The organism is Achromobacter spanius, assembly GCF_002812705.1.
In the GTDB taxonomy this organism is placed as follows: domain Bacteria; phylum Pseudomonadota; class Gammaproteobacteria; order Burkholderiales; family Burkholderiaceae_B; genus Achromobacter; species Achromobacter spanius.
Genome location: NZ_CP025030.1, coordinates 2042836 through 2065821, shown reverse-complemented (window position 1 = coordinate 2065821; position 22986 = coordinate 2042836). Strand labels below are relative to the sequence as shown.

At 64.3% G+C, this 22986-nt stretch carries 22 protein-coding genes; 15 read left to right on the top strand and 7 right to left on the bottom strand.

Translation table 11 applies throughout. From position 1 onward, the window contains the following. The first annotated feature begins 4 nt into the window (after positions 1-4). The 8 genes from gtdA to CVS48_RS09385 all read left to right on the top strand — a co-directional run bounded on the left by gtdA (position 5) and on the right by CVS48_RS09385 (position 7901). On the top strand, positions 5-1081 hold the full coding sequence (gene gtdA / locus CVS48_RS09420) for a gentisate 1,2-dioxygenase (protein ID WP_100854213.1): 1077 nt from the start codon (positions 5-7) through the stop codon (positions 1079-1081). Positions 1082-1221: 140 nt separating this feature from the next. Further along, positions 1222-1920, top strand: a complete 699-nt coding sequence (locus CVS48_RS09415) for a fumarylacetoacetate hydrolase family protein (protein WP_100854212.1) — start codon at positions 1222-1224, stop codon at positions 1918-1920. Between the two features lie 11 nt (positions 1921-1931). Beyond that, a complete protein-coding gene (gene maiA, locus CVS48_RS09410; RefSeq protein ID WP_100854211.1) occupies positions 1932-2570 on the top strand; it encodes a maleylacetoacetate isomerase in 639 nt (212 codons plus the stop codon). A 14-nt stretch (positions 2571-2584) separates the two neighbouring features. After that, positions 2585-2962: a chorismate mutase gene (locus tag CVS48_RS09405; RefSeq protein WP_100854210.1), complete on the top strand. Its 378-nt coding sequence runs from the start codon at positions 2585-2587 to the stop codon at positions 2960-2962. Next, the gene (locus tag CVS48_RS09400; RefSeq protein ID WP_100854209.1) at positions 2955-3983 is read left to right on the top strand and encodes a Bug family tripartite tricarboxylate transporter substrate binding protein; all 1029 of its coding nucleotides are present in this window, start codon (positions 2955-2957) and stop codon (positions 3981-3983) included. The genes CVS48_RS09405 and CVS48_RS09400 overlap by 8 nt, the downstream gene beginning before the upstream one ends. Positions 3984-4014: 31 nt before the next feature. After that, complete coding sequence (locus tag CVS48_RS09395) at positions 4015-5367, top strand: FAD-dependent oxidoreductase (protein ID WP_100854208.1); 1353 nt, start codon at positions 4015-4017, stop codon at positions 5365-5367. Positions 5368-5386: 19 nt separating this feature from the next. Continuing rightward, a complete protein-coding gene (locus CVS48_RS09390; RefSeq protein ID WP_100854207.1) occupies positions 5387-6613 on the top strand; it encodes a 3-hydroxybenzoate 6-monooxygenase in 1227 nt (408 codons plus the stop codon). 112 nt (positions 6614-6725) lie between these two features. Beyond that, on the top strand, positions 6726-7901 hold the full coding sequence (locus CVS48_RS09385) for an ABC transporter substrate-binding protein (RefSeq protein ID WP_100854206.1): 1176 nt from the start codon (positions 6726-6728) through the stop codon (positions 7899-7901). A gap of 489 nt (positions 7902-8390) precedes the next feature. Here the strand turns inward: CVS48_RS09385 and CVS48_RS09380 are convergent, their stop codons facing one another. The 5 genes from CVS48_RS09380 to CVS48_RS09360 all read right to left on the bottom strand — a co-directional run bounded on the left by CVS48_RS09380 (position 8391) and on the right by CVS48_RS09360 (position 13939). Then, positions 8391-9407 carry a Bug family tripartite tricarboxylate transporter substrate binding protein gene (locus CVS48_RS09380; protein ID WP_100854205.1) on the bottom strand — a complete coding sequence of 339 codons (1017 nt, stop codon included), beginning with the start codon at positions 9405-9407 and terminating at the stop codon, positions 8391-8393. A 295-nt stretch (positions 9408-9702) separates the two neighbouring features. Beyond that, positions 9703-10443 carry an amino acid ABC transporter ATP-binding protein gene (locus tag CVS48_RS09375; protein WP_050445733.1) on the bottom strand — a complete coding sequence of 247 codons (741 nt, stop codon included), beginning with the start codon at positions 10441-10443 and terminating at the stop codon, positions 9703-9705. 60 nt (positions 10444-10503) lie between these two features. Further along, entirely contained in the window at positions 10504-11604 is a 1101-nt protein-coding gene (locus tag CVS48_RS09370; RefSeq protein ID WP_100854204.1) for an amino acid ABC transporter permease, read from the bottom strand. A gap of 1 nt (position 11605) precedes the next feature. Further along, positions 11606-12796, bottom strand: a complete 1191-nt coding sequence (locus CVS48_RS09365; RefSeq protein WP_100854203.1) for an amino acid ABC transporter permease — start codon at positions 12794-12796, stop codon at positions 11606-11608. Between the two features lie 126 nt (positions 12797-12922). Then, the gene (locus CVS48_RS09360) at positions 12923-13939 is read right to left on the bottom strand and encodes an amino acid ABC transporter substrate-binding protein (RefSeq protein WP_100854202.1); all 1017 of its coding nucleotides are present in this window, start codon (positions 13937-13939) and stop codon (positions 12923-12925) included. A 324-nt stretch (positions 13940-14263) separates the two neighbouring features. Here CVS48_RS09360 and CVS48_RS09355 point away from each other — a divergent pair, with 324 nt between their 5' ends. The 6 genes from CVS48_RS09355 (at position 14264) to CVS48_RS09330 (ending at position 19688) form a co-directional block, all read left to right on the top strand. Next, complete coding sequence (locus CVS48_RS09355) at positions 14264-15022, top strand: cell division ATP-binding protein FtsE (protein WP_100854201.1); 759 nt, start codon at positions 14264-14266, stop codon at positions 15020-15022. After that, positions 15019-15927 (top strand): cell division protein FtsX, encoded by a 909-nt coding sequence (locus CVS48_RS09350; RefSeq protein WP_100854200.1) that lies wholly within the window; start codon positions 15019-15021, stop codon positions 15925-15927. Before CVS48_RS09355 ends, CVS48_RS09350 begins: the two co-directional genes overlap by 4 nt. 346 nt (positions 15928-16273) lie before the next feature. Next, a complete protein-coding gene (gene cheD, locus CVS48_RS09345) occupies positions 16274-17062 on the top strand; it encodes a chemoreceptor glutamine deamidase CheD (protein WP_100854199.1) in 789 nt (262 codons plus the stop codon). Positions 17063-17120: 58 nt separating this feature from the next. Continuing rightward, positions 17121-17666, top strand: a complete 546-nt coding sequence (thpR, locus tag CVS48_RS09340; RefSeq protein ID WP_100854198.1) for an RNA 2',3'-cyclic phosphodiesterase — start codon at positions 17121-17123, stop codon at positions 17664-17666. Positions 17667-17708: 42 nt separating this feature from the next. Further along, positions 17709-18269 (top strand): 5'-3'-deoxyribonucleotidase, encoded by a 561-nt coding sequence (locus CVS48_RS09335; RefSeq protein WP_100854197.1) that lies wholly within the window; start codon positions 17709-17711, stop codon positions 18267-18269. An 81-nt stretch (positions 18270-18350) separates the two neighbouring features. Then, complete coding sequence (locus CVS48_RS09330) at positions 18351-19688, top strand: NAD(P)H-dependent oxidoreductase (protein WP_100854196.1); 1338 nt, start codon at positions 18351-18353, stop codon at positions 19686-19688. Positions 19689-19762: 74 nt separating this feature from the next. Here CVS48_RS09330 and CVS48_RS09325 read toward each other — a convergent pair whose 3' ends face one another. After that, complete coding sequence (locus tag CVS48_RS09325; protein WP_050445592.1) at positions 19763-20509, bottom strand: FadR/GntR family transcriptional regulator; 747 nt, start codon at positions 20507-20509, stop codon at positions 19763-19765. Positions 20510-20546: 37 nt separating this feature from the next. After that, positions 20547-21284 carry an SDR family NAD(P)-dependent oxidoreductase gene (locus CVS48_RS09320; protein ID WP_100854195.1) on the bottom strand — a complete coding sequence of 246 codons (738 nt, stop codon included), beginning with the start codon at positions 21282-21284 and terminating at the stop codon, positions 20547-20549. Positions 21285-21715: 431 nt separating this feature from the next. Here CVS48_RS09320 and CVS48_RS09315 point away from each other — a divergent pair, with 431 nt between their 5' ends. Continuing rightward, positions 21716-22951 carry a branched-chain amino acid ABC transporter substrate-binding protein gene (locus CVS48_RS09315; protein WP_100854194.1) on the top strand — a complete coding sequence of 412 codons (1236 nt, stop codon included), beginning with the start codon at positions 21716-21718 and terminating at the stop codon, positions 22949-22951. Positions 22952-22986: the final 35 nt, after the last annotated feature.

The window sequence follows — 22986 nt, the reverse complement described above, 5'->3', positions numbered from 1 at the left end:
AAACATGCCCGACGGCCACACCACCGGCGCGGAGCGCAGCACTGACCGCAGCGCCGACCGCAGCAACTACTACGCCCGCATCGCCAAGAAACACATGGCTCCGCTCTGGGAGTCATTGCATAACCTGGTGCCCCGCCAGCCCGCCCCACGCTGCGTGCCCGCCATCTGGAAGTACGACGACGTGCGCGACGACGTCATGGCGTCCGGCTCGCTGATTACCGCCGAGGAAGCCGTGCGGCGCGTGCTGATCCTGGAAAACCCCGGCCTGCCCGGCCAGGCCAGCATCACCCAAAGCCTGTACGCGGGCCTGCAACTGATCCTGCCCGGCGAAGTGGCGCCCAGCCACCGCCACACGCAATCGGCGCTGCGCTTCATCGTCGAAGGCCGGGGCGCGTACACCGCCGTCAACGGCGAGCGCACCACCATGCATCCGGGCGACTTCATCATCACGCCGTCGTGGACCTGGCATGACCACGGCAATGCCGAAACCGTCGAAGGCGGCGAGCCCGTCGTCTGGCTGGACGGCCTGGACATTCCCTTGCTGCGCTTTCTGGATGCCGGCTTTGCCGAGAACTATCCGCAAGCCGCCCAACCGGTGACCCGCCCGGAAGGCGACAGCATGGCGCGCTTTGGCCACAACATGGCGCCCGTGCGCCATCAGGTATCCAGCGGCACCTCGCCCATCTTCAACTACCCCTATGAGCGCAGCCGCGAGGCACTGGACGCGCTCTACCGGCACGGCGAACTGGACGCGTGGGACGGCGTGAAGCTGCGCTACCTGAACCCGGCCACGGGCGGTTACCCGATGCCCACCATGGCCACCTTCATGCAGTTTCTGCCTGCCGGATTTCAGGGCAGGCCCTATCGCAGCACCGACTCTACGGTCTACAGCGTGGTGGAAGGCCGGGGCATCGCGCGCATTGGCGAAGAGGAATTCCACTTCGGCCCGCGCGACGTCTTCGTGGCGCCGTCGTGGCTGCCCGTGCAACTGGCCGCGCTGGACGACGCCACCCTGTTCAGCTATTCCGACCGCCCCGTGCAGGACGCGCTGGGCGTATGGCGCGAAGAGCGCGCGGGCTGATACGCGTCGCGTGGTTCGCCGCGCTGCGTTTGCGGCCCGCTTCCTGCCGGGTTCCCGTTTTGCTTTCCGCTTTGCTTTCCGCTTCGCTTTCCGCGTTGTTTCCCGCTTTGTTTCCCGCCTCTTCGATCAAAGGTTGATCCATGCCTTTCGTGTTTGCTCCCGCCGCTCCCGTCGCCGTGCCCATTGCCGGCGGCCAGGATGCCTTTCCCGTGCGCCGCGTCTACTGCGTGGGCCGCAACTACGCCGCCCACGCGCGCGAGATGGGCTTCGACCCCGACCGCGAACCGCCCTTCTTTTTCTGCAAGCCCGCCGACGCCGTCGTGCCGGTGGCCGACGGCCAGACGCTGGAACTGCCCTACCCTCCCGAAACCGCCAACCTGCATTACGAGATTGAACTGGTTGCCGCCATTGGCCAGGGCGGCGCGAACATTGCGGTGGACAACGCGCTGCAACACGTCTGGGGCTACGCCGTGGGCCTGGACATGACGCGCCGCGACTTGCAGATGAAGATGCGCGAAGCCGGCCGCCCCTGGGAATTGGGCAAGGCCTTCGACCAGAGCGCGCCCATCGGCCCCCTGCACCCGGCCGCGTCCGTCGCGGGCATCGAGCAGGCGGGCATCTGGCTACAGGTCAACGGCGCCGATAAGCAGCGCAGCGACATCGGCAAGCTGATCTGGTCCGTGGCGGAAACCATCGCCTACCTGTCGCGCTACTTCCGCCTGGAACCCGGCGACCTGATCTACACCGGCACGCCGGAAGGCGTGGGCCCCGTGGTGCGCGGCGACAAGATGCTGGGCGGCGTCGACGGGCTGGGCACGCTGAGCGTGCAGATGGTCTGACAGGAGCCCCCATGCAACTGCACAGCTTTTTCAATAGCTCCACGTCGTATCGCGTGCGCATCGCGCTGGCGCTCAAGGGCCTGCCCTACGAGATCCTTCCTGTGAACCTGCGCAAGCAGGAACAACGCGCGCCCGAGTACGTGGCCAAGAATCCGTCGGCCGGTGTGCCGCTGCTGATTGACCGCGACGTCCAGTTGTCGCAATCGCTGGCCATCATTGACTACCTGGACGCCACGCATCCCGAGCCGCGCCTGATACCCGCCGACACCTTGGCGCGCGCGCGGGTGCTGGAACTGTCCAACGCCATCGCCTGCGACATCCACCCCGTCAACAACATGCGCATCCTGCGCTATCTGCAAGACGTGCTGGGCGCGAGCGACGCGCAGAAAAACACCTGGTATCAGCATTGGGTAAACGAAGGCCTGGGCGCGGTCGAAGAACTGTTGGCCCGCCATGGCCACGGTGCCTACTGCTTTGGTGATGCACCCACGCTGGCCGATTGCTGCCTGGTGCCGCAAGTGGCCAACGCGCAGCGCATGGGCTGCGACTTGTCGGCCTTTCCGCGCATTCTGCGCATCCATGAGCACTGCAACGCCCAGCCGGCATTCCAGCACGCCGCGCCCGCCCGCCAACCCGACGCCACCCCATAACGATGAGCACGCCCATGCAAGAACCCGACACCCACGGCGCACCGCTGCGCGAATACACCGACCCCGCCTACCAGCCCCTGTGCGCCAATCTGGCCGAGGTGCGCGCCAACATCGACCGGCTGGACGACGAGATCGTGCGCCTGATCGCCGACCGCGCGCTGTATGTGAAAGACGCGGCGCGCTTCAAGCGCGATGCCTACCAGGTCAGCGCGCCCGCGCGCCAGGCTCAGGTCTTTGACAAGGCGCGCGCGCTGGCCACCCGCCACAACCGCGGCTTCGCCAACCTCGAATCGGTGGTGGACGCGACCTATCGCGCGATGGTGGCGGCTTTCATCGCAAACGAGCAAACCTATTTCGACAACATGAAAAATGTGGGAGACACGGATGACTGAGTTTTCGCCCCTGAAGCGGCACCTGGGACGGCCCCTGAGCTTGGCGGCGCGCGTCTTGACGCTGGCCGTGGCCGTGATTGGTCCGCTTGCCGCCCCGCTGTCCGCCGCACACGCCGCCGACGCCTGGCCGTCACAGCCCTTGAAAGCCGTCGTACCGTTCGGCCCCGGGTCCAGCCCGGATCAGGTGGCGCGTGTGGTCGGTGAAAAGGCCAGCGCCATCTTGGGACAATCCATCGTCATCGAGAACAAGCCCGGCGCCAGCGGCAACATCGGCACCTACGCCATCGCCAACGCCAAGCCAGACGGCTACACCTTCGGCGTGTCCATCACCGGCCCGCTGGTGAACAACACGCTGCTGTTCGACAAGCTGCCCTACGCGCCCGCCACTGATCTATCGCCGCTGACGCTGGCCGTGCATCAGCCCAACGTGCTGGTTGTGCCCGCGTCGGCCGGCATCACCAACGTGGGCCAGTTGCTGGACGCGCTGAAGAAGAATCCGGACAAGTACAACTTCCCGTCGACGGGCGCGGGCACGGTGTCGCATCTGGCGGTTGAGCTGATGCTGCAACAGATCGGTGGTCGTGCCACGCACGTGCCCTATCCGTCGTCGCCCGCCGCGCTGACGTCCCTGCTGTCGGGCGATACGCAGTTTGCGGCGCTGCCGCCCATTGCCGTCATGCCGATGGTGAAGGACGGGCGCTTGAAGGCGCTGGCCGTGACTTCATCCAAGCGGTCCGCGCTGCTGCCCGACATTCCGACGCTGGCGGAAGCCGGCGTATCGGGTATTGAGGGCTCGGCGTGGATCGGTTTTGTCGTGTCGTCCAAGGTGCCGGCCGACATACAGAAAAAATTGTCCGATGCACTGATCCAGGCCATCCGCGACCCCGAGGTGGCCAAGCGCCTGCAAGCGCAGTACATGGACCCCGTGGGCAGCACGCCCGCCGAGTTCCGCGCCTACATGGACGACGAGCTCAAGCGCTGGGAGCCCTTGATCAAGAAGCTGGGCATCAAGGGGCAATAAGGCACACGCAAGACAAGCAAGGAGGACATCAATGCTCATTACCGAACCCGCCCGCCAAGTGCCGCTCTACGGCGAATTCGACGTCGTGGTGCTGGGCGGCGGCCCCGCTGGCGTGCTGGCCGCCGCCAGCGCCGCCCGCAACGGCGCGCGCGTGCTGCTCGTGGAACGCTACGGCTTTCTGGGCGGCATGGGCACCGCGGCCGGCGTGTCCAATTTCTGCGGGCTGCACGCCAACATCCACGGCAACATCCGCCAGGTGGTGCACGGCATGACCGACGAGCTGCTCGACCGCATGCGCGCCATGGACGGCTTGAACGACCCGCACCTGATCCTGGGCAAGATCCACGCCCAGGCCTATGACATCTCCGCCTTCAAATGCGCGGCCGACGGCATGGTGCAGGACAGCGGCGCGCAGGTGCTGTTCCATGCCTTGGCCACGGGCCTGGCGCGCGATCCGCAAGGCCGCGTCGACGTCTTGTTCCTGGAGACCAAGTCTGGCCGTTGCGCGGTGCGTGCCCGGGTCTTCATCGACTGCTCGGGCGATGGCGACATCGCGCAATGGGGCGGCCTGCCCTTCGAGAAAGGCGACGAACACGGCCACATGCTCTACCCCACGTTGATGTTCAAGGTCGGCAACGTAGACGGCGCGCGCGCGCAGGAAGCCTGGAAAACCATTCCCCTCTTGATGGACGAAGCCGCCGCCAGCGGCGAGTTCACGTTCCCGCGTCGCGGCGCCATCGTGCGCCCGCAAAAGCACGACTACGAATGGCGAGTGAACGTCACCCAACTGGCCAATGCCGACGGCAGCGCGGCCGACGGCACCGACGTCGGATCTCTGTCCGCCGGTGAACTGGAAGGCCGCCGCCAGATCGTGCAGTACCTGGCCTTCTTGCGCGCCAAGGTGCCGGGCTTTGAACAGGCCTATGTGCTGGACATCGCGCCGCAGCTTGGCATACGTGAAACCCGCCGCATCGTGGGTGAAGCCATGCTGACCAAAGAGCACGTGCTGGGCTGCGCCGACTTTGAAGACAGCATCGGCGTGAACGGCTGGCCCTTGGAAATGCACACGGCCGGCGACGTGAAATGGGCCTGGCCGCCTATTCCGGAATCTCGCGGCTACAACCAGCTTCCGTTTCGGATGATGGTGCCCAAGCGCGGGCCTGGCGTGGCCGACAACGTGCTGGTGGCGGGCCGCTGCGCCTCCATGACGCATGAAGGCCAGTCCGCCGCGCGCGTCAGCGGCAGTTGCTTTGTGATGGGCGAAGCGGCGGGCACGGCGGCAGCCATGGCGCTGCGCGCGGGCGTCATGCCGGCCGAACTTCCCATCGCGGCCTTGCAGGCGCAATTGACTCGCCAGGGCGCCTTCCTGGGCGGCCAGGAATGAACCGGCACGGAATGTTGATATGAATGCATCCTCGACAACAACGGGAACGACAACCCCCGCCACACGCTCCATCATCGTGGTTGGCGGCGGCATCGGCGGACTGGCGGCCGCGCTGGCGCTGACCCGACAAGGCATCGCCGTGCAATTGCTGGAGCAGGCCGCGCACATCGGTGAAATCGGCGCGGGCATCCAGCTTGGCCCCAACGCCTTCGCGGCGCTGGACGCGCTGGGCGTGGGTAAGACGGCACGTACGCGCGCGGTGTTCACCGACCACATCATCATGATGGACGCAGTGGATGCGCAGGAGGTGGTGCGCATCGACACGGGCGAAGCGTTTCGCGCGCGCTTTGGCGGCCCGTATGCGGTGATCCATCGCGCCGACATTCATTTGTCGATCCTTGAAGCCGTGCAGCAGAACCCGTTGATCCGCTTTCGAACGTCGACGCAGATCGCCGCCATGTCGCAAGACGGGCAAGGCGTGGAAGTGGTGGACACGAAAGGTGAACGATACCGCGCGGATGCTGTGGTGGGCGCGGACGGCGTGAAGTCGGTGATCCGCGAACGCATCGTGGGCGACCCCGCGCGCGTGACCGGTCACGTGGTCTACCGCGCCGTGGTCGAACGCGAGAACATGCCCGAAGAACTGCGCATCAACGCGCCTGTTCTGTGGGCGGGGCCGCGCTGCCATCTGGTGCACTACCCGCTGCGCGGCGGCCAGCAATACAACCTGGTCGTCACCTTCCACAGCCGCGAAGAAGAGCAATGGGGCGTGCGCGAAGGCAGCAAGGCCGAGGTGCTGTCGTACTTCGATGGCATCCATCCGCGCCCGCACCAGATGCTGGACCGCCCCACCTCATGGAAGCGCTGGGCCACCGCTGACCGCGACCCCGTCGAACACTGGGGTCAGGGCCGCGTCACCTTGTTGGGCGACGCGGCGCATCCGATGACGCAGTACATGGCGCAGGGCGCGTGCATGGCGCTGGAAGATGCGGTCACGCTGGGTGAAGCCGTGCGCCAATGCGGGCACGACCTGGAAGCGGCGTTCCGACTGTATGAATCGGTGCGCATTCCGCGCAGCGCGCGCGTGGTCTGGTCCACCCGGGAAATGGGCAGGCTGTATCACGCGCGTGGCGTGGAGCGCACCGTACGCAACATGCTGTGGACGGGCCGCAGCCAGTCACAGTTCTACGACGCGTTGCAGTGGCTGTACGGCTGGAAGGTGGAACGCTGCCTGGCGCCGATGTAGGGACTCAATACAAAGACATCAATACCGAAGCGCAGGTTCAAGAAGCGGGATTCAAGCACAGGGTGCAGGCAAACAACAGCAGCACAAGACCGAAGCACAACAGGAGACAACCATGACATGCCATATCCTACGGGGCGCCGCCGCCCTGGCGTTGGCGCTGACGGCATGCGCCGCCGGCGCGCAGGGCAAGCCGCTGGACATCGGCTTCATCGGCACGCTGTCCACGCCCGCCGGCTACATCGGCGAAGACGAGCGCGACGCCTTCATGCTGGCCGTCAAGGAAGGCGGCGGCAAACTGGGCGGCGTGCCGGTCAATGTGCGCGTGGAAGACGACGCGCTCAAACCCGCCAACGCCAAGCAGACCGCCGACAGGATGGTGCAGGACGGCGTGCGTCTCTTCACGGGCGTGAACTTTTCAAACGTCATGGCGGCGGTTGGCCCCACGGTGCTGAACGCGGGCGGTTTCTACGTCAGCCTGAACGCCGGCCCCTCCAACTACGCGGGCAAGGCTTGCAACCCGAACTACTTCGCGGTCGCCTTCCAGAACGACTCGTACGCCGACACCGCCGGCATCGCCGCGAATGAATTGGGTGTGAAGCGCGTGGCGGTGATGGCGCCCAACTACCAGGCCGGCCGCGACGCCGTGGCGGGTTTCAAGCGTGCGTACAAGGGTGACATCGTTGAAGAGATCTACACGAAGTTGGATCAGTCGGATTTCTCGGTTGAACTGGCCCGCATCCGCGCATTGAATCCCGATGCGATTTTCCAGTTTCATCCGGGCGGCGCTGGCATCAACCTGACCAAGCAGTTCGCCAATTCGGGGCTGTCGGACAAGATCAAGATGATCACACCTCTCTATTCCATGGACGAACGCATGCTGGCTGCGACAGGCACGGCGGGCAAGGGGTTCTATCTGAGTTCGCTATGGAGCGCGGACCTGGACAACGCGCAGAACAAGCATTTCGTCGAGGCCTTCACCAAGGCGTATCAGCGCGCGCCCACGGCGTATGCGGCACAGGCCTACGACACCGCGAATCTGATCGCGTCGGCATTAAAAGCCGTCAACGGCGACATTACCGGCCGCGCAGACGACTTCCGCGCCGCGCTACGCAAAGCAGACTTTGCGAGCGTGCGCGGAAAGTTCAAATTCGGACCGAACCAGCACCCGATCCAGGATTGGTACCTGCTGCACATCGAAGCGGACGCAAGCGGCAAGCTGATCTACAAAAACGTAAAGGTGCTGGCACGCGATCACACAGACGTGCACGCGGCAAACTGCAAAATGTAGGTGCATGCGGCAGATAGCAAAATGTAGGTGCGTGCGGAAGACAGCAAAATGTAGGATGGGTGGAGCGCGCCAGATCCGTAAAAAGAACACAGGCGTGAATCGCGCGTAACCCATCAGGCGATGCCTGCCCCAGCGCGGACCGCAAGAAAAAACAGCCGCCCGATAAATACCTCGGGCGGCTGTTTGTTCTATTGTGGGGCCTATGCTGCTTCTACCGCTGCTTGATGGGTCCCGCGCGTTCGGCGTTGGCATTCTTGCCTGGACCGTGCCGCGCTACACCCATCCTACAAGAGACGTCCGGCACGTAGGATAGGTGTGGCGCGCCAGAAGAGACGGCCGGCACGTAGGATGGGTGTGGCGCGCCAGACTCGCCAAAAGAACCCCACCGCCAAGCGCGCGAACCCATCAGGCAACCCGCCAAATGTTCACGGAGCCGCCAAATGTTCACGCAGCCGCCACATACTCCCGCATGCCGCGCGCCCCCACCCCTCAATTCAAGCTAGCCCCCGAGATCTTCACAATCTCCTGGTACTTCGCTTTTTCACCCTTCACGAACTCGGCAAACGCTTCCGGGGTCATCGGCGTGGCTTCCGAACCCATCGTCAACAGGCGCTGCTTCACGTCCGGTTGCTGCATCGCATCCGCGTAGGCCTTGTTCAGCTTTGCCACCACCGGCGCGGGCGTGCCCCCGGTCGTGAACACGCCGAACCAGGTGCCCAGGTCAAAGCCCTTGATGCCCGATTCTTCAACCGTCGGCACATCCGCCAGCAGCGACGAACGCTTGGCCGTAGTCACGGCAAGCGCCTTGACCTTGCCCTCCTTGATCAAGGGCGCCGATGCGGCCAGGTTGTCGAACATGAAATCCGACTGGCCCGACAACAACGCCAACTGCGCGGGCGCCGCGCCTTGATAAGGAATGTGTTCAACCTTGATGTCGGCGCGCGCCTTCAGCAATTCGCCCGACAAATGGCCCGCGCTGCCGTTGCCGCCCGAACCGTAGTTCAGCTTGCCCGGATTCTTCTTCGCGTAGGCGATCAGGTCCGCCAGCGTCTTGATGCTGTTCTTCTCGGCGAATTCATTGTTCATCACCAGCACGTTCGGCACCGCCGCCACGATCGTCACGGGCGCGAAGTCCTTGACCGGGTCGTAAGGCAGGTTGGCGAACAGCCAGGGGTTGATGGCGTGCGTGGCCACCGCGCCCATGACCAGCGTGTAGCCGTCGGCCGGCGCCTTGGCCACCAGATCGGCGCCGATGTTGCCGCCCGCGCCCGACCGGTTTTCCACGATCACGGGTTGGCCGAGCGAACCGCGCACCTTTTCGGCCAGCATGCGGGCCATGGTGTCCAGCGGGCCGCCGGGCGGGTAAGGCACGACAAAGCGGATCGGCTTGGTCGGGAAGTCAGTGGCTTGGGCCAGCGCGGGTGCGCCGAAAGGCAAGGTGGCGGCAAGCGCCACGGCGCCTTGCAACAGGGCACGGCGGACCGCGCGGCGGGGGGTATTCGTCATGATGTTGTTCTCCTCAATCCTGATCAATGGCGGTCAGTAGCATACCGCAGCCCAGGCGCTGGCGTAACAAAGGGATACGCGCCAGATTGGCCCGATATTCGCTCGGGTAAGGGGGCTTTCAGCGCCACACGTGCGCCGATCAGCCTTGCGGCGTGGGCTCGGATTTGCATGTCTGTCTCCACGACAGCCCCATTCCCCCCGGATGCACCTTCCTCCCGCTAAAAACAACACACCCCAACACCCGGATCGCAATCCAAGCCTTGGGGTGTTTGCCGAAACGGCGGTTCTTGACGGATCAGTGCAGGATCTGGCTCAGGAAAAGCTGAGTCCGTTCGTTCTGCGGATTGTCGAAGAACTGGTCGGGCGTGTTCTGTTCGATGATTTCGCCGCGGTCCATGAAGATGACGCGGTTGGCGACTTTGCGTGCGAAGCCCATTTCGTGGGTGACGCAGATCATCGTCATGCCGCTTTCCTGGGCCAGCGTCACCATCACGTCCAGCACTTCCTTGACCATTTCGGGGTCGAGCGCCGACGTCGGCTCATCAAACAGCATGATCTTCGGGCTCATGCACAACGACCGCGCAATGGCCACGCGCTGCTGCTGGCCGCCCGACAACTGGCCGGGGAATTTCTTGGCCTGCTCCGGAATGCGTACGCGCTCCAGGTATTTCATGGCCGTGGCCTCGGCCTCCGCGCGCGGCTTCTTCAGCACCCACATGGGTCCCAGCGTCAGGTTTTCCAGCACCGTCAGGTGCGGGAACAAGTTGAAGTGCTGGAACACCATGCCGACGTCCTTGCGGATCGTCTCGATGTGCTTCAAGTCATTGGTGAGCTCGGTGCCATCGACAATGATGTGGCCCTTCTGGTGCTCTTCCAGACGATTGATGCAGCGGATCATCGTGGATTTGCCCGAGCCCGACGGGCCGCACACCACAATGCGCTCACCCTGCGCCACGTCCAGATTGATATTGCGCAACACGTGGAACTGGCCGTACCACTTGTTCACGTCCTGCAAACGAATAATGGCATCCGACATGCCTGTACTCCCGTAAATATCGCTGTGCGCGCCCGCCGGCAGGCGGACGCGCACCATTGACTAGCGTTGGTGATCCGTCGCAAGACGTTTTTCAAGCGCCTGGCTGTACTTGGACATGGAAAAGCAGAACACGAAGTAGATCAGCGAGATGAACAGATACGCCTCTACGCCGAATCCGCGCCATGCCGCATCCGACAGGGCCGCCTTGGCTGCCAGCGTCAGGTCGAAAATACCGATGATGACCACCAGCGAGGTGTCCTTGAACAGCGCGATGAAAATGCTGACCAGCGGCGGGATCACGATCTTCAGCGCCTGCGGCAAGATGATCTTGCGCATCTGCTGCCAGTACTTCAGGCCCAGCGAATCCGCGCCTTCGTACTGCCCCTTCGGGATCGCCTGCAAGCCACCGCGCACCGTTTCCGCGATGTAGGCCGCGGCGAACATGATGATGGCGATCTGCGCGCGCAGAAGCTTGTCGATGGACACGCCTTCCGGCAGGAACAGCGGCAACATCACCGACGACATGAACAGCAGGCTGATCAGCGGCACGCCACGGATCAGCTCGATGTACACGACGCACAGCGCCTTGATAGCCGGCATCTTCGAGCGCCGGCCCAGGGCCAGCAGCACGCCGATGGGGAACGCGAAGGCAATACCGAACGTGGACAGGATCAGCGTCAGCGGCAGGCCGCCCCAGCGTGCGTTTTCCACGTAGGTCAGGCCGAACACGCCGCCCCACATCAACAGCGCAACCGCCGTCAGGCCCACGACCCAGATGACGGCCAGCTTCCAGTTCCAGAAACGGCGGATGCCGCTGCACACAATCACGGCCACCAGCAGGAAAGTGGCGATCAGCGGCCGCCATTGCTCGTCGAACGGATAGGTGCCGAACAGGATCAGCCGGTGCTTTTCGATGATGAACGCCCAGCAGGCGCCACCCGAGGCCCGGCATTCCTGGGCGTTGGCCGCGTTGAAGTCGGCTTTGAAGAACGCCCATTCAAGCAGCGCCGGCACCGACATCAACAGGAACCACGCAAGCAGTACCGTGATGAGGATGTTCAGCGGCGACGAGAACAGGCGGGATTTCAGCCACGCCCAGGCGCCCACATGCGTGCTGGGCGGCGGCATGGCTTCGGTGGGGGTATGCGTAGTGCTGCTCATCTCAACGCTCCACCAGCGCGATGCGCTTGTTGTACCAGTTCATGAATATCGAGATCGACAGGCTGACCGTGAGGTACGCGCCCATGATGATAAGAATGCCCTCGATGGCCTGGCCCGTCTGGTTCAGCGTGGTGTTGACCACCGACACGATGTCCGGATAGCCGATAGCCACGGCCAGCGAGCTGTTCTTCGTCAGGTTCAGGTACTGGCTGGTCATCGGGGGGATGATCACACGCAGCGCCTGCGGCAGGATCACCAGGCGCAGCACCTTCCCGCGCGGCAAGCCCAGCGAACCGGCGGCTTCCCATTGGCCGTTGTTGACAGCCTGGATACCGGAGCGCACCACTTCGGCAATGAAGGCCGAGGTGTAGATCACCAGACCCGCCAGCAGTGCGGCGAATTCCGGCGACAGCGTCAGTCCGCCCGCGAAGTTGAAGCCCTTGAGTTCCGGCATTTGCAGAGTCAGCGACGCGCCGCTGACCAGCCATCCGATGAACGGCAGCCCGATCAGCAGGCCGATGGCCCAGCGACCCAGCGGGAACATGTGGCCCGTGGCTTCGTGGCGCTTCTTGCCGTAGTGGCCCAGGAAGATGATCGCGACGATGGCCAGGCCCAGGCCCGCCAGCATCCAGTCCAGCGAATTGCCTTCCAGCGACGGCACCTTCAGGCCGCGATTGGAAATGAACACCCCGGGCAGCGGATTGTGCGCCTGACGCGGACCCGGCATGTTTTCCGTGATCAGCGCGTACCAGAAGAACAATTGCAGCAAGAGCGGCACGTTGCGCATCACTTCGACGTAAACCGAGGTGATCTTGGCGACGAGCCAGTTCTTGGACAGACGGCCAATGCCGATCAGCGTACCGAGGATGGTGGCAAGCACGATGCCGATGACGGCCACGCGCAAGGTGTTGAGCAAGCCGACCATGATGGCGCGGCCGTAGTCATTCGAGGGAGAGTATGCGATGGGCGTTTCGCCGATCGCGAACCCGGCTTCACGGCTCAGGAACCCGAAGCCCGTGGCGATATTGCGCACGGACAGGTTGTGTAGCGTATTGGAAACCAGGAACCACACTGCCCAGGCCACCGCCGCCAGCGCGAACACCTGGTACACCACCGACCGTACGCCGGGGTCGTTCCAGTTGAGCCGCCGGCGAGGAGCCGCAATTGGGGCACTATTTTTAGAAGTCGTCATGATGAATCTACAGAAGTCGTAAACCGGGCGGCAACGCCGGCAAGGCCACCCCTACTCCTGCCGCCCGCTCGGGTGGCGGGCTAGGCAAAACGGAGCGCCAAGGCTCCGTTTTGCCAGGCAGCCGTGTTAGCGCACCGGCCAGCCGTACATCAAACCGCCTTGCTTGTACGACGCGTTCAAACCACGCTCCAGCTTCATCGCGCTGTTCTTGCCCAGCGTGTTTTCGAAGCTTTCGCCGTAGTTACCCACGCTCTTGATGATGTTGTAGGCCCACTTGTCGTCCACGCCCAGGTTCTTGCCCATGCCCGGGGTCACGCCCAGGATGCGCTGGATGTTGGGGTTGGGGCTCTTGGTCATTTCATCGACGTTCGCCTTGGTGATGCCGTATTCCTCGGCTTCCAGCATGGCGTTCAGCGACCAACGAACGATGTTGAACCACTGCTCGTCGCCCTGGCGGACCATGGGGCCCAGCGGCTCCTTGGAGAAGTCTTCCGGCAGGATGACGAACTTGTCCGGGTTCTCGAGCGTGGTGCGGGTCGACGCCAGTTGCGACTTGTCGGTGGTGAAGGCGTCGCAGCGGCCGGCCGAGAAGGCGCGGATGATTTCGTCGTACTTGTCGATCACGACCGGCTTGAATTCGATCTTCTGGCTGCGGAACCAGTCGGCCAGGTTCAGTTCGGTGGTGGTGCCCGGCTGCACGCAGATGGTGGCGCCGTTCAGTTCCTTGGCGCTCTTGATGTTCAGGTCCTTGGAGACCATCACGCCTTGCGAGTCGTAGTAGTTCACGCCCGCGCCGATCAGGCCCAGCGTCGTGTCGCGCGTCAGCGTCACGGTGGTGTTGCGGGTCAGCACGTCGATTTCGCCGGATTGCAGGGCGGTGAAGCGCTGTTGCGTGTTCAGGGGCGTGAACTTGACCTTGGTGGGGTCGTTGAACATGGTCGCGGCGATGGCGCGGCACATGTCCACGTCGATGCCCTTGTATTCGCCCTTGCTGTCAGCAATCGAGAATCCCGGAATGCCCGTTGAAACCCCGCATTGGACAAACCCTTTCTTCTTAACGTTATCGAAGGTCGCGCCCGCATTGGCAGCCGCGGATGCAGCGAACAGTGCCGCGCCAATAGCAGCGAGTTTCAGTACTTTCATCGTGATCTCCGTGTGGGACAAATCGAGCTTGCAACGGCCGGGTTGGGCCGAAGCATGGGGCGGATGGTAGCGTCCGGACACGGGCGGGCACATCCGGGAATTCCCTTGAAATATAGGGACACTGGCGAAATCAATTGATGTTTTCGCTCGAAAACGGGGACACCTTTTTTCGGTTGAACGGCGTTCGAAGATGCGTTCATTTCGTTCTGATCAAAAGGTGTCCAACTGGTCACGCGGAAACGCTTTTTCACAGGACCACCGTGAATCGGCTTATGCCTGCCTCCTGTCCCCGAGTTACTATGGCGGCTTCATCCGACAGCCGCCATGATCGAATTCCAGCACGTATTCAAATCATATGGTCGCGGCCGAAATATCCTGGCCGACATCAACTTCCGCGTAAGCGCGGGAGAATTCGTTTTTGTATCCGGGCCGTCAGGCGCCGGTAAATCCACGCTGCTCAAGTTGATCGGCGGGTTGGAGCCCGCCAGCCGCGGGTCCATCCAGGTCAACGGGCAACGCCTGGACAAGCTGCCCGCCCGCGCGCGCCCTTATCTGCGCCGCGCCGTGGGCGTCATCTTGCAAGACACCCACCTGTTGTTCGATCGAAGCGCGTTCGAAAACGTCATGCTGCCGCTGGCGGTCCAGGGCCATCCCTGGGATTCCGCCGCGTCGCGCGCCCGCGCCGCCTTGGACAAGGTGGGCCTGTCGGGCAAGGAAGACCTGAATCCCATCGAATTGTCCGGCGGCGAGCAGCAGCGCCTGGCCATCGCGCGGGCCATCGTGAACCGGCCCGCCATCCTGATTGCCGACGAACCCACCGCCAACCTTGACGACGACAACGCGCAGCGCATCATGAACGTGTTCCGCGATTTCAACCGCGTGGGCGTGACCACGCTGATTGCCTCGCACGACCAGGGGCTGATGGCGCGCTACGCCTCGCGCACCCTGCGCATCGACCCGGGCAAGTTCGCCGATTCGCACGGCCCTGCCACGCCACCCGTTGCGGGGCAGTCCGCTTCGGGGCCGTCGCGCGCCAGCGGCCGCACTGAACCCGGCATGGGTAACCCGGGAGCCTCGTCATGAACGCCTGGCTGCGGCAACACCGCTATGCGTTGATGGTCACCGTGCGCCGGCTGGCCAAGCAACCGTTCTCATCGTTGGCCAACCTGCTGGTCATGGCGCTGGCACTGGCCCTGCCCTTGTTGGGTAGCGCCATCCTGGTGTCCGTGCAGCCCGTTGCACGCCAAATGTCCGTCACGCCGGAAGTCACCGTGTTCATGCGCGTGGATGCCCCGGCGGGCGCCGCCGCGGACGTGGCCAAGCGCATCAAGGACGATTACCAAAGCGACGTGCGCGCCGTGCGCGTGGTCGGGCGCGACGCGGCGCTTGCCGACCTGCGCGCCAACCCCGCCTGGCAACAGGCGCTGGCCGTGCTGCCCGGCAACCCGCTGCCCGATGCCGTGGTCGTGACGCTGGCCGATGGCGACAACCTGGCCGGCCGCGCCGACAAACTGGCGGGCGACTGGAAGCAATGGAACCACGTCGACCTGGTGCAGTTGGACAGCGCCTGGGTGCAGCGCCTGGAAGCCATTCTGCGCTTTGCCCGCATCGGCCTGGGCTTCTTGGCCGCTTGTGTGGCCGTCGTGGTGTTGGCCACGGTGTTCAACACCGTGCGCATGCAAGCGCTGTCGCAACGCGAAGAGATAGGCGTAGCCCGTCTGGTGGGCGCCACGGAATCCTTCGTGCGCCGGCCCTTCCTGTATCTGGGCGCGTTGTCGGGCGCGGTGGCCTCGTTGCTGGCCATCGGCGTGTCGGCCATTGCGCTGTCGCCCTTGAACGACGCCCTGCTGGGGCTGGCCCGCAGCTACGGCGCCGAATTCGCCCTGCATTTGCCCGGCGCGTCTGTCCTGGTCACCGCCGTGGTGGCTTCGGCTGCGCTGGGCGCGCTGTCGGCCCGTTGGTCGGTCACGCGCAGCACCCGCTTCTAGGCGTCCTCACGCACCCGGGGCGCCTCACTCCACGCGCCCCGGTTCCGCATTAAAGCCACGTATAAAGCCCGAACCTCCCCGTGATCCGGGGAAAGACTCTGCACGCGCCTGTGTACGATGGGTCCCAGTTGCTGCGGCCGGCTCGGTCGTTGCCAGCGGGGTAGCGTTCGGCGTTACGTTTGACGTTAAACAGGGCCGCATCACTCCCCGCCGTTACAAGCATTTCTCCCGTTGTCATTCGGGATATGTAAGAATAAAGCGAAATTTTTCTACACTTTTTGAAACATGCCGTTCTGCAGGGCTTCGTCCTTCATGTCCCAATCGCCGTTCTTGCCTGATAAGTCCCATGGTCTCCCGACTTGAAGCCCGCGCGACGCGCCACTACTTCGACAGCGCATTCCAATGCCAAGCGGTGAAAGTGCTCCCCAACGAGTACTACGTCACCAACGAAGACCTGATGATCTCGACCGTTCTTGGGTCCTGTGTCGCCGCCTGCATTCACGATCCGGTGACCGGCGTGGGGGGTATGAACCACTTCATGTTGCCGGAAGGCGACATGCAGTCGCCCGCGTCGGCGACGATGCGCTACGGCGCTTTCGCCATGGAAGTGCTGATCAACGAATTGCTGAAGGCCGGCGCCTCGCGCGACCGCCTGGAAGCCAAGGTGTTTGGCGGCGGCGCGGTGCTCAGCGCCATGCAGCAGATGAACATCGGCGAACGCAACGGCGTTTTTGTCCTGAACTACCTGAAGCTCGAAGGCATTCCGGTCAAGGCCCAGGACCTGGGCGACGTGCATGCGCGCCGCATCAATTATTTCCCGCGTGACGGCCGGGTAATGGTGCGCAAGATGGCGCCGCACCATCAGCGCGCCGAAGAGATCATCGCCAAGCGCGAACAGGCCGCGGCCCAAAGCGTGCAGGCAAAAACGCAAAGCCCGCCGCGCGTGGAACGCTTCAACCAACCTGGCGTCGAGCGCTTCGACAAACCGGCGCGCCCGGGCGTGGAGCGGTTCGACAAGCCGGCGCGCCCCGGTGTCGAACGCTTCGACACCCCCGCCCGCCCCGCACGGCCGGGCGTCGAACGCTTCGACACCGCGCTGTCCCGCCTGCGCAAGTCGGAAAACACGGGGACTTGAACGGCGCTTCGGCGACGTAAACAACGCCTGGCAAAGATCCCGCGCCTACAATCGGCGCATGTCCGCCATCCGTCTTTTCTTCGCCTTGTGGCCGTCGCCGCCCTTGGCCGCGTCCTTGGCCGAATGGGCGCAAGCCGCCCGCCTGCATTCCGGTGGCCGCGTGATGCGCACCGAGACACTGCATTTGACGCTGGCTTTCCTGGGGCCGGTGGAGGCGCAGTTGGCGGACGCGCTGGCCGCCGCCACGCCCGACCGCTGTGTGCCGCCGGGAGAACTGGCGCTGGACCGCTACGGGGTATTCAAGCGCCAGCGCATTCTGTGGGCCGGGCCGCGTGAGGCGGGGCCGCGTGAGGCCCCCGCGCCACTGCAAGCCATGCACGACGGCCTGTGGCACTGGTTGGCCGACTATCGCCTGGCCGCGCCGCCGCAGCCGTTTCGCCCGCACGTCACCTTGCTGCGCAACATCGAACGCGACGACCCGCCGCCGCCCCCGCCCGACCCGTTGATCTGGCGCTATGACCGCCTGGTGCTGGTGGCGTCCGAATCGCAGACGGGCGGCAGCCGCTACCGGATCGTGGCGCAATCGCGGCCGCTTTCGCCGTAGCCGCTCTGGCACAATCAGGCGGTTGCCACTCCTGGGATTGCCATGATCATCCTGCTGGACCAAGACGGCGTGCTGGCCGACTTCGAACACGCTTTCATCGACGCCTGGCGCCTGCGCCATCCCGACATCCCGCCCGTGGAATTCGAAGACCGCAAGTCTTTCCACATCCGCGAGGACTACGCCCCCGAACTACGCAAGATGGCCGAGGCCATCTACACGGCGCCAGGCTTCATCCGCGAGCTGCCCCCGGTGCCGGGCGCGCTGGACGCCGTGCGCGAGCTGTTGGCATTAGGCATGGACGTGCGCATCTGCTCGTCGCCACTTTCGCAGTTTGAAAACTGCGTGGCGGAGAAGTACCTGTGGGTGGAAAAGAACCTGGGCCGCGACGCCACCAACCGGCTGATCCTGACCAAGGACAAGACGCTGGTGCAGGGCAACCTGCTGATCGACGACAAGCCCAAGATAGAAGGCGCCGTGAAGCCGCGCTGGAAGCACATTTTGTTTGATGCGCCCTACAACCGGCAGGTGACCGACCGCCCCCGCATCACCTGGGCGAACTGGCGCAACGTGCTGGCGGGCGAGCTCTATACCGCGGACGCATGAGGCCTGCCGGACGCTGTTCAGTCGTCATGATTTAGGACTATTCTGTGCTGGCTGTACCCCCACCCCGGAGGAGTCCGCACTATGAATCTGCACCGTCTGCTCAAGCAGCGAGAAGCCGACCACAAGCCCTTGCGTGTTGCATTGCTGGGTGCCGGAAAGTTCGGCGCCATGTTCATGAGCCAGGCCCCCCGCACGCCGGGCATGCGGCTGGTGGCGGTGGCCGATCTGGCGCCCGACCGCGCCCGCGCCGCCTTGACCCGGGTGGGTTGGCCGGCCAGCGCGCTCAATGCCAGCAGCACCAATGACGCGCTGAAGAACGGCAAGGTCTTCTTCAGCGACGACCCGCTTGCCATCATCGCCAGCCCCGAGGTCGACATCGTCATCGACGCCACCGGGCAAGCCGCCGCCGGCATCACCCACGTGCTGGCCTGCTGCGAATACGGCAAGCACATCATCATGGTCAATGTTGAAGCCGACGCCCTGGCCGGGCCGCTGCTGGCGCGCCGCGCGCGCGAAGCGGGCATCGTGTATTCGCTGGCCTATGGCGACCAACCCGCCCTGATCTGCGAAATGGTCGATTGGGCGCGCGCCAGCGGCTTCGAGGTCATGGCGGCCGGCAAGGGCACCAAGTACCTGCCGGAATTCCACACGTCCACGCCCGACACCGTCTGGCCCTACTACGGCTTCACCGCTGAAATGGTGGCCGCGGGCGACTTCAACGCGCAGATGTTCAACAGCTTTCTGGACGGCACCAAAAGCGCCATCGAAATGGCGGCGGTATCGAACGCCACGGGGCTCTTGCCCTCGCCGTCGGGCCTGCACTTTCCGCCGTGCGGCGTGGACGACCTGGCCCGCGTGCTGCGGCCGCGCGAAGACGGCGGCATCCTGCACCATCGCGGCCAGGTGGAAGTGATTTCATCGCTGGAGCGCGACGGCCGCCCCGTGTTTCGCGACCTGCGCTGGGGCGTCTACGTGACGCTGGCCGCCGACAGCGACTATGTGCGCCGCTGCTTCCAGGAATACGGCCTGGTCACCGACCCCAGCGGCAACTACACCGCCATGTACAAGCCCTATCACCTGATCGGCCTGGAACTGGGCATCAGCGTGGCCAGCGTGGGCTTGCGGCGCGAACCCACGGGCGCGCCGGCCGGTTGGCACGGCGATGTGGTCGCCACCGCCAAGCGCGATCTGCAAGCTGGCCAGATCCTGGACGGCGAAGGCGGCTACACGGTGTTTGGCCGCTTGATGCCGGCGCCCGACTCGGTGGAAGAAGGCTATCTGCCCCTGGGGCTGTCGCACGGGGTCAAGCTCAAGAATCCGGTGCGGCAATCGCAGGCGATACGCTGGCGCGACGTGGAGTACGACGAGACGTCAACGGCGGTGCAGTTCCGGCGGGAAATGGAACAGACTTTCGCCTAGGCGCACAAACCCGTCCCCCGCCCCGCAGCCAGAACCACATCCACGCACAGCACTCCACACCCACGCCCCGCCCGCTACACCGGCGCGGGGCGTTCCGCCTGGAACAGCCGCAAGCGGTCGGCCGCGTTACGCAGATGCTGTTCGGCCGCGCGGCCGGCGGCGTCCGGGTCTGCCCCTTCAATGGCGACGAAGATGGCTTGATGCTCGCTTTGCACCGCCGCCATGCGCTCGGCATACCGGCGCGCCGTGTTGTGGCGCGCGCTGCGGATGACGCGGCGCACATTCGCTTCCAGATAATCGTTCAACGACACCAGGTGCGGGTTATGCGTGGCCTGCACGATGGCCTGATGGAATTGATAGTCTTCTTCGTCGCCCAGCTTGTCGTTGATCAGCGCGTATTCCATGCCGACCAGCGCCTGCCGCATCTTCTTCAAGTCCTGATCCGTGCGGCGCTGCGCGGCATAACGCGCGGCGGTCACTTCAATGGACAGCATCAATTCCAGGATGTGTTCCAGGTCCTGCGTGTCGCCGGGCGTGGGCGCGGCGATGCGAAAGGCGTTGCGTTGAAAGTTGGGATCCACGAACACGCCGCTGCCCTGCTGCGACGTGATCAGCCCTTCGGACTTCAGGCGCGCCAGCGCCTCGCGCACCACCGCGCGGCTGACCGAATAGGTTTCGGTCAACTGCTTTTCGGTGGGCAGGCGGTCGCCGGGGGCCAGCGCCCCTTGGCGTATCTGCTCGGCCAGCGCATCGCCCAACGCGGCGGAAAGTGAGCTCTTGGGCGCGGTGCGCGGCGGATCCTGATCTTGATTCGGCGGCATGGAAGGTCGGGGAAACGTGATGGTTGCGTCCTGCACTTTAAGCGATATAGATGCCGCCGTTGACCTGCATGACCTCACCCGTCACGAAGCCCGCCAGCGGTGAACACAGGAAGGCGATCGCCCCCGCGATTTCATCGGCCGTGCCAAAGCGGCGCAGCGGCGTGCTTTCCAGCAGATGCGCGCCTTTCTGGCCGATGAGGTCATGCGTCATGGACGTGGCGATGATGCCGGGCGCCACCGCATTCACCCGGATCTGCGGCGCCAGTTCCAGCGCCAGGCTGCGCGTGAAGCTTTGCACCGCGCCCTTGGACGCGGAATACGCCGCATGCGCGTAGCTGCCGCGCTGCGCGGCCAAGGACGTCAGCAGCACGATAGACCCGTTGTGGCGCAGATGGCGCTGGGCCGCGCGGCACGCATAGAAGGTGCCGTCCAGGTTCACGCGCATCAGCGTGCGCCAGGCCTCGTCGCTGGTGTCCTTGACCAGTTGTTCCGGGTAGATGCCGGCGCAATGCACCAGGTGGTCCAGCCCACCGAAATGCTTGGCCGCCGCCTCGAACACCCGTTCGCAATCATGCGACACCGACACATCCAGCGCATGCGTATAGATGCGTTGGCCGGTCGGGTCGAGTTCGGCGGCGATGTCGTCCAGGCGCGCGCCGTCGATGTCCGTCAGCACCAGGCGGGCGCCGTGGGCCGCCATCAGGCGCGCCGTTGCCAAGCCAATGCCATTGCCGGCGCCCGTGATCGCGGCCACCTGTCCTTCAAATGAAATCATCCTGTCTCCAGTCGTCTGTCTTTTGTCTTCTGAGTGCGGGCCGGCGGTCGCTCTGATCGCCGTGTCATCTGCGATTGAACTCCTGAATGCGCCGCTTGACACGAGAAAAACGCTTGCCCTATTATTTATCAGACAACTTATAAAAGTTAACTGACAACTTATCCGGAAAGCGTAAAGCAACTCAGGTTTCCAGGCAAGCCAGTCAGAGAAAAACAAGGCCGAAGCGCCGCAAAACAGGACGGGGACAACAGGGTGAATACCACCGGCAGCACGACGGTATTCGCCCCCATCTTGCGATACCCCCCATCCCGATTTGCCCGACTCCGGCCTGCAAAAGCCGCCACCAAGCGCGCTTGCATGGCGGTCGTACGCATCCTGTACGCACGTAACTACGCAAACAACACCACTCCCGTCCCACGGAGGAGACACGCATGAAATTGGCTTTCACCACCGGCCTGCTGTGCCTGGCCGGCATCGCCGCATCGGCGCACGCCGCACCCGTCAAGATCGGCCTGATCGAAACGCTGTCCGGCCCGCAGGCCTCGACCGGCCTGATGTTCCGCGCCGCGGTCAAATATGAACTGGACCGCATCAACGCGGCGGGCGGCTGGAACGGCCAGCCGCTGGAACTGGTTGAGTTCGACAACCAGGGCGGCCCCGTGGGCGCCTCCGACCGCTTCCGCGCCGCCGCCGCCGAAGGCGTGCAAGTGCTGATCCAGGGTTCGTCGTCGGCCATCTCGGGCCAACTGACCGAAGACGTGCGCAAGCACAACCTGCGCAACCCCGGCAAGGAAGTCGTCTTCCTGAACGTCGGCGGCGAAGCGCTGGAACTGACCGGCCAGAAGTGCCACTTCTACCACTTCCGCTTCACCACCAACGCCGACCTGCGGGTGAAGTCGCTGGCCTCGGTCATGTCGGCCGACGGCACGCTGGGCAAGCGCGTGTACGCCATCAACCAGAACTATTCCTGGGGCCAGGACATGGAGGACGCCACCGAGCGTTTCGCCAAGCAATACGGCTATGAAGTGGTGGGCAAGACGCTGCACGAAGTCAACAAGATCCAGGACTTCGCGCCCTACGTCGCGCGCATCCGCGCGGCCTCGCCCGACACCGTCATCACGGGCAACTGGTCCAACGACCTGCTGTTGCTGATGAAGGCCACCCAGGCCGGCGGACTGAAGGTGCGCTTCGCCACCGTGTTCCTGGACCAGGTGGGCAACCTGGCCAACGCGGGCGAGGTGGCGATGGGGCATTACATCGCCCACCCGTACAACATCGAAGCAGCGGACGACGAAGGCGCCAAGTTCGCCGAAGACTACAAGGCCAAGACCGGCCACTACCCCAGCTATACGGAACCGCAGACCGTGATCGGCGTGCGCTTCCTGGGTGAAGCGCTGAAACAGGTTCCGCCGCAGGACGGCAAGCTGTCCGTGCCGGCGCTGGCCAACGCGCTGGAAAAGGTCACCTATACGTCGGCGCTGGGCACCTACACGATGCGCGCAGAAGACCACCAGGTGCAGTTGCCGATGGTGGTGTCCAAGGTCAGCAAGAACGCCAAGTACAAGGCCGACGGCACGGACATGGGCTTTGAGCCGGTGAAGGTGTTGGCGGCGGCGGACGTGTCGGCGCCGGTGCAGGCGACGTGCAAGATGAAGCGGCCGGAATAGGCTGCTTGATGGGTTGCGCGCGTTCGATAGTTGCG

What these genes read in the sequence shown, in the direction of transcription:
- gtdA (WP_100854213.1), top strand. Translation starts at nt 5, where the DNA reads ATGCCCGACGGCCACACCACCGGCGCGGAGCGCAGCACTGACCGCAGC.
- CVS48_RS09415 (WP_100854212.1), top strand. Translation starts at nt 1,222, where the DNA reads ATGCCTTTCGTGTTTGCTCCCGCCGCTCCCGTCGCCGTGCCCATTGCC.
- maiA (WP_100854211.1), top strand. Translation starts at nt 1,932, where the DNA reads ATGCAACTGCACAGCTTTTTCAATAGCTCCACGTCGTATCGCGTGCGC.
- CVS48_RS09405 (WP_100854210.1), top strand. Translation starts at nt 2,585, where the DNA reads ATGCAAGAACCCGACACCCACGGCGCACCGCTGCGCGAATACACCGAC.
- CVS48_RS09400 (WP_100854209.1), top strand. Translation starts at nt 2,955, where the DNA reads ATGACTGAGTTTTCGCCCCTGAAGCGGCACCTGGGACGGCCCCTGAGC.
- CVS48_RS09395 (WP_100854208.1), top strand. Translation starts at nt 4,015, where the DNA reads ATGCTCATTACCGAACCCGCCCGCCAAGTGCCGCTCTACGGCGAATTC.
- CVS48_RS09390 (WP_100854207.1), top strand. Translation starts at nt 5,387, where the DNA reads ATGAATGCATCCTCGACAACAACGGGAACGACAACCCCCGCCACACGC.
- CVS48_RS09385 (WP_100854206.1), top strand. Translation starts at nt 6,726, where the DNA reads ATGACATGCCATATCCTACGGGGCGCCGCCGCCCTGGCGTTGGCGCTG.
- CVS48_RS09380 (WP_100854205.1), bottom strand. Translation starts at nt 9,407, where the DNA reads ATGACGAATACCCCCCGCCGCGCGGTCCGCCGTGCCCTGTTGCAAGGC.
- CVS48_RS09375 (WP_050445733.1), bottom strand. Translation starts at nt 10,443, where the DNA reads ATGTCGGATGCCATTATTCGTTTGCAGGACGTGAACAAGTGGTACGGC.
- CVS48_RS09370 (WP_100854204.1), bottom strand. Translation starts at nt 11,604, where the DNA reads ATGAGCAGCACTACGCATACCCCCACCGAAGCCATGCCGCCGCCCAGC.
- CVS48_RS09365 (WP_100854203.1), bottom strand. Translation starts at nt 12,796, where the DNA reads ATGACGACTTCTAAAAATAGTGCCCCAATTGCGGCTCCTCGCCGGCGG.
- CVS48_RS09360 (WP_100854202.1), bottom strand. Translation starts at nt 13,939, where the DNA reads ATGAAAGTACTGAAACTCGCTGCTATTGGCGCGGCACTGTTCGCTGCA.
- CVS48_RS09355 (WP_100854201.1), top strand. Translation starts at nt 14,264, where the DNA reads ATGATCGAATTCCAGCACGTATTCAAATCATATGGTCGCGGCCGAAAT.
- CVS48_RS09350 (WP_100854200.1), top strand. Translation starts at nt 15,019, where the DNA reads ATGAACGCCTGGCTGCGGCAACACCGCTATGCGTTGATGGTCACCGTG.
- cheD (WP_100854199.1), top strand. Translation starts at nt 16,274, where the DNA reads ATGGTCTCCCGACTTGAAGCCCGCGCGACGCGCCACTACTTCGACAGC.
- thpR (WP_100854198.1), top strand. Translation starts at nt 17,121, where the DNA reads ATGTCCGCCATCCGTCTTTTCTTCGCCTTGTGGCCGTCGCCGCCCTTG.
- CVS48_RS09335 (WP_100854197.1), top strand. Translation starts at nt 17,709, where the DNA reads ATGATCATCCTGCTGGACCAAGACGGCGTGCTGGCCGACTTCGAACAC.
- CVS48_RS09330 (WP_100854196.1), top strand. Translation starts at nt 18,351, where the DNA reads ATGAATCTGCACCGTCTGCTCAAGCAGCGAGAAGCCGACCACAAGCCC.
- CVS48_RS09325 (WP_050445592.1), bottom strand. Translation starts at nt 20,509, where the DNA reads ATGCCGCCGAATCAAGATCAGGATCCGCCGCGCACCGCGCCCAAGAGC.
- CVS48_RS09320 (WP_100854195.1), bottom strand. Translation starts at nt 21,284, where the DNA reads ATGATTTCATTTGAAGGACAGGTGGCCGCGATCACGGGCGCCGGCAAT.
- CVS48_RS09315 (WP_100854194.1), top strand. Translation starts at nt 21,716, where the DNA reads ATGAAATTGGCTTTCACCACCGGCCTGCTGTGCCTGGCCGGCATCGCC.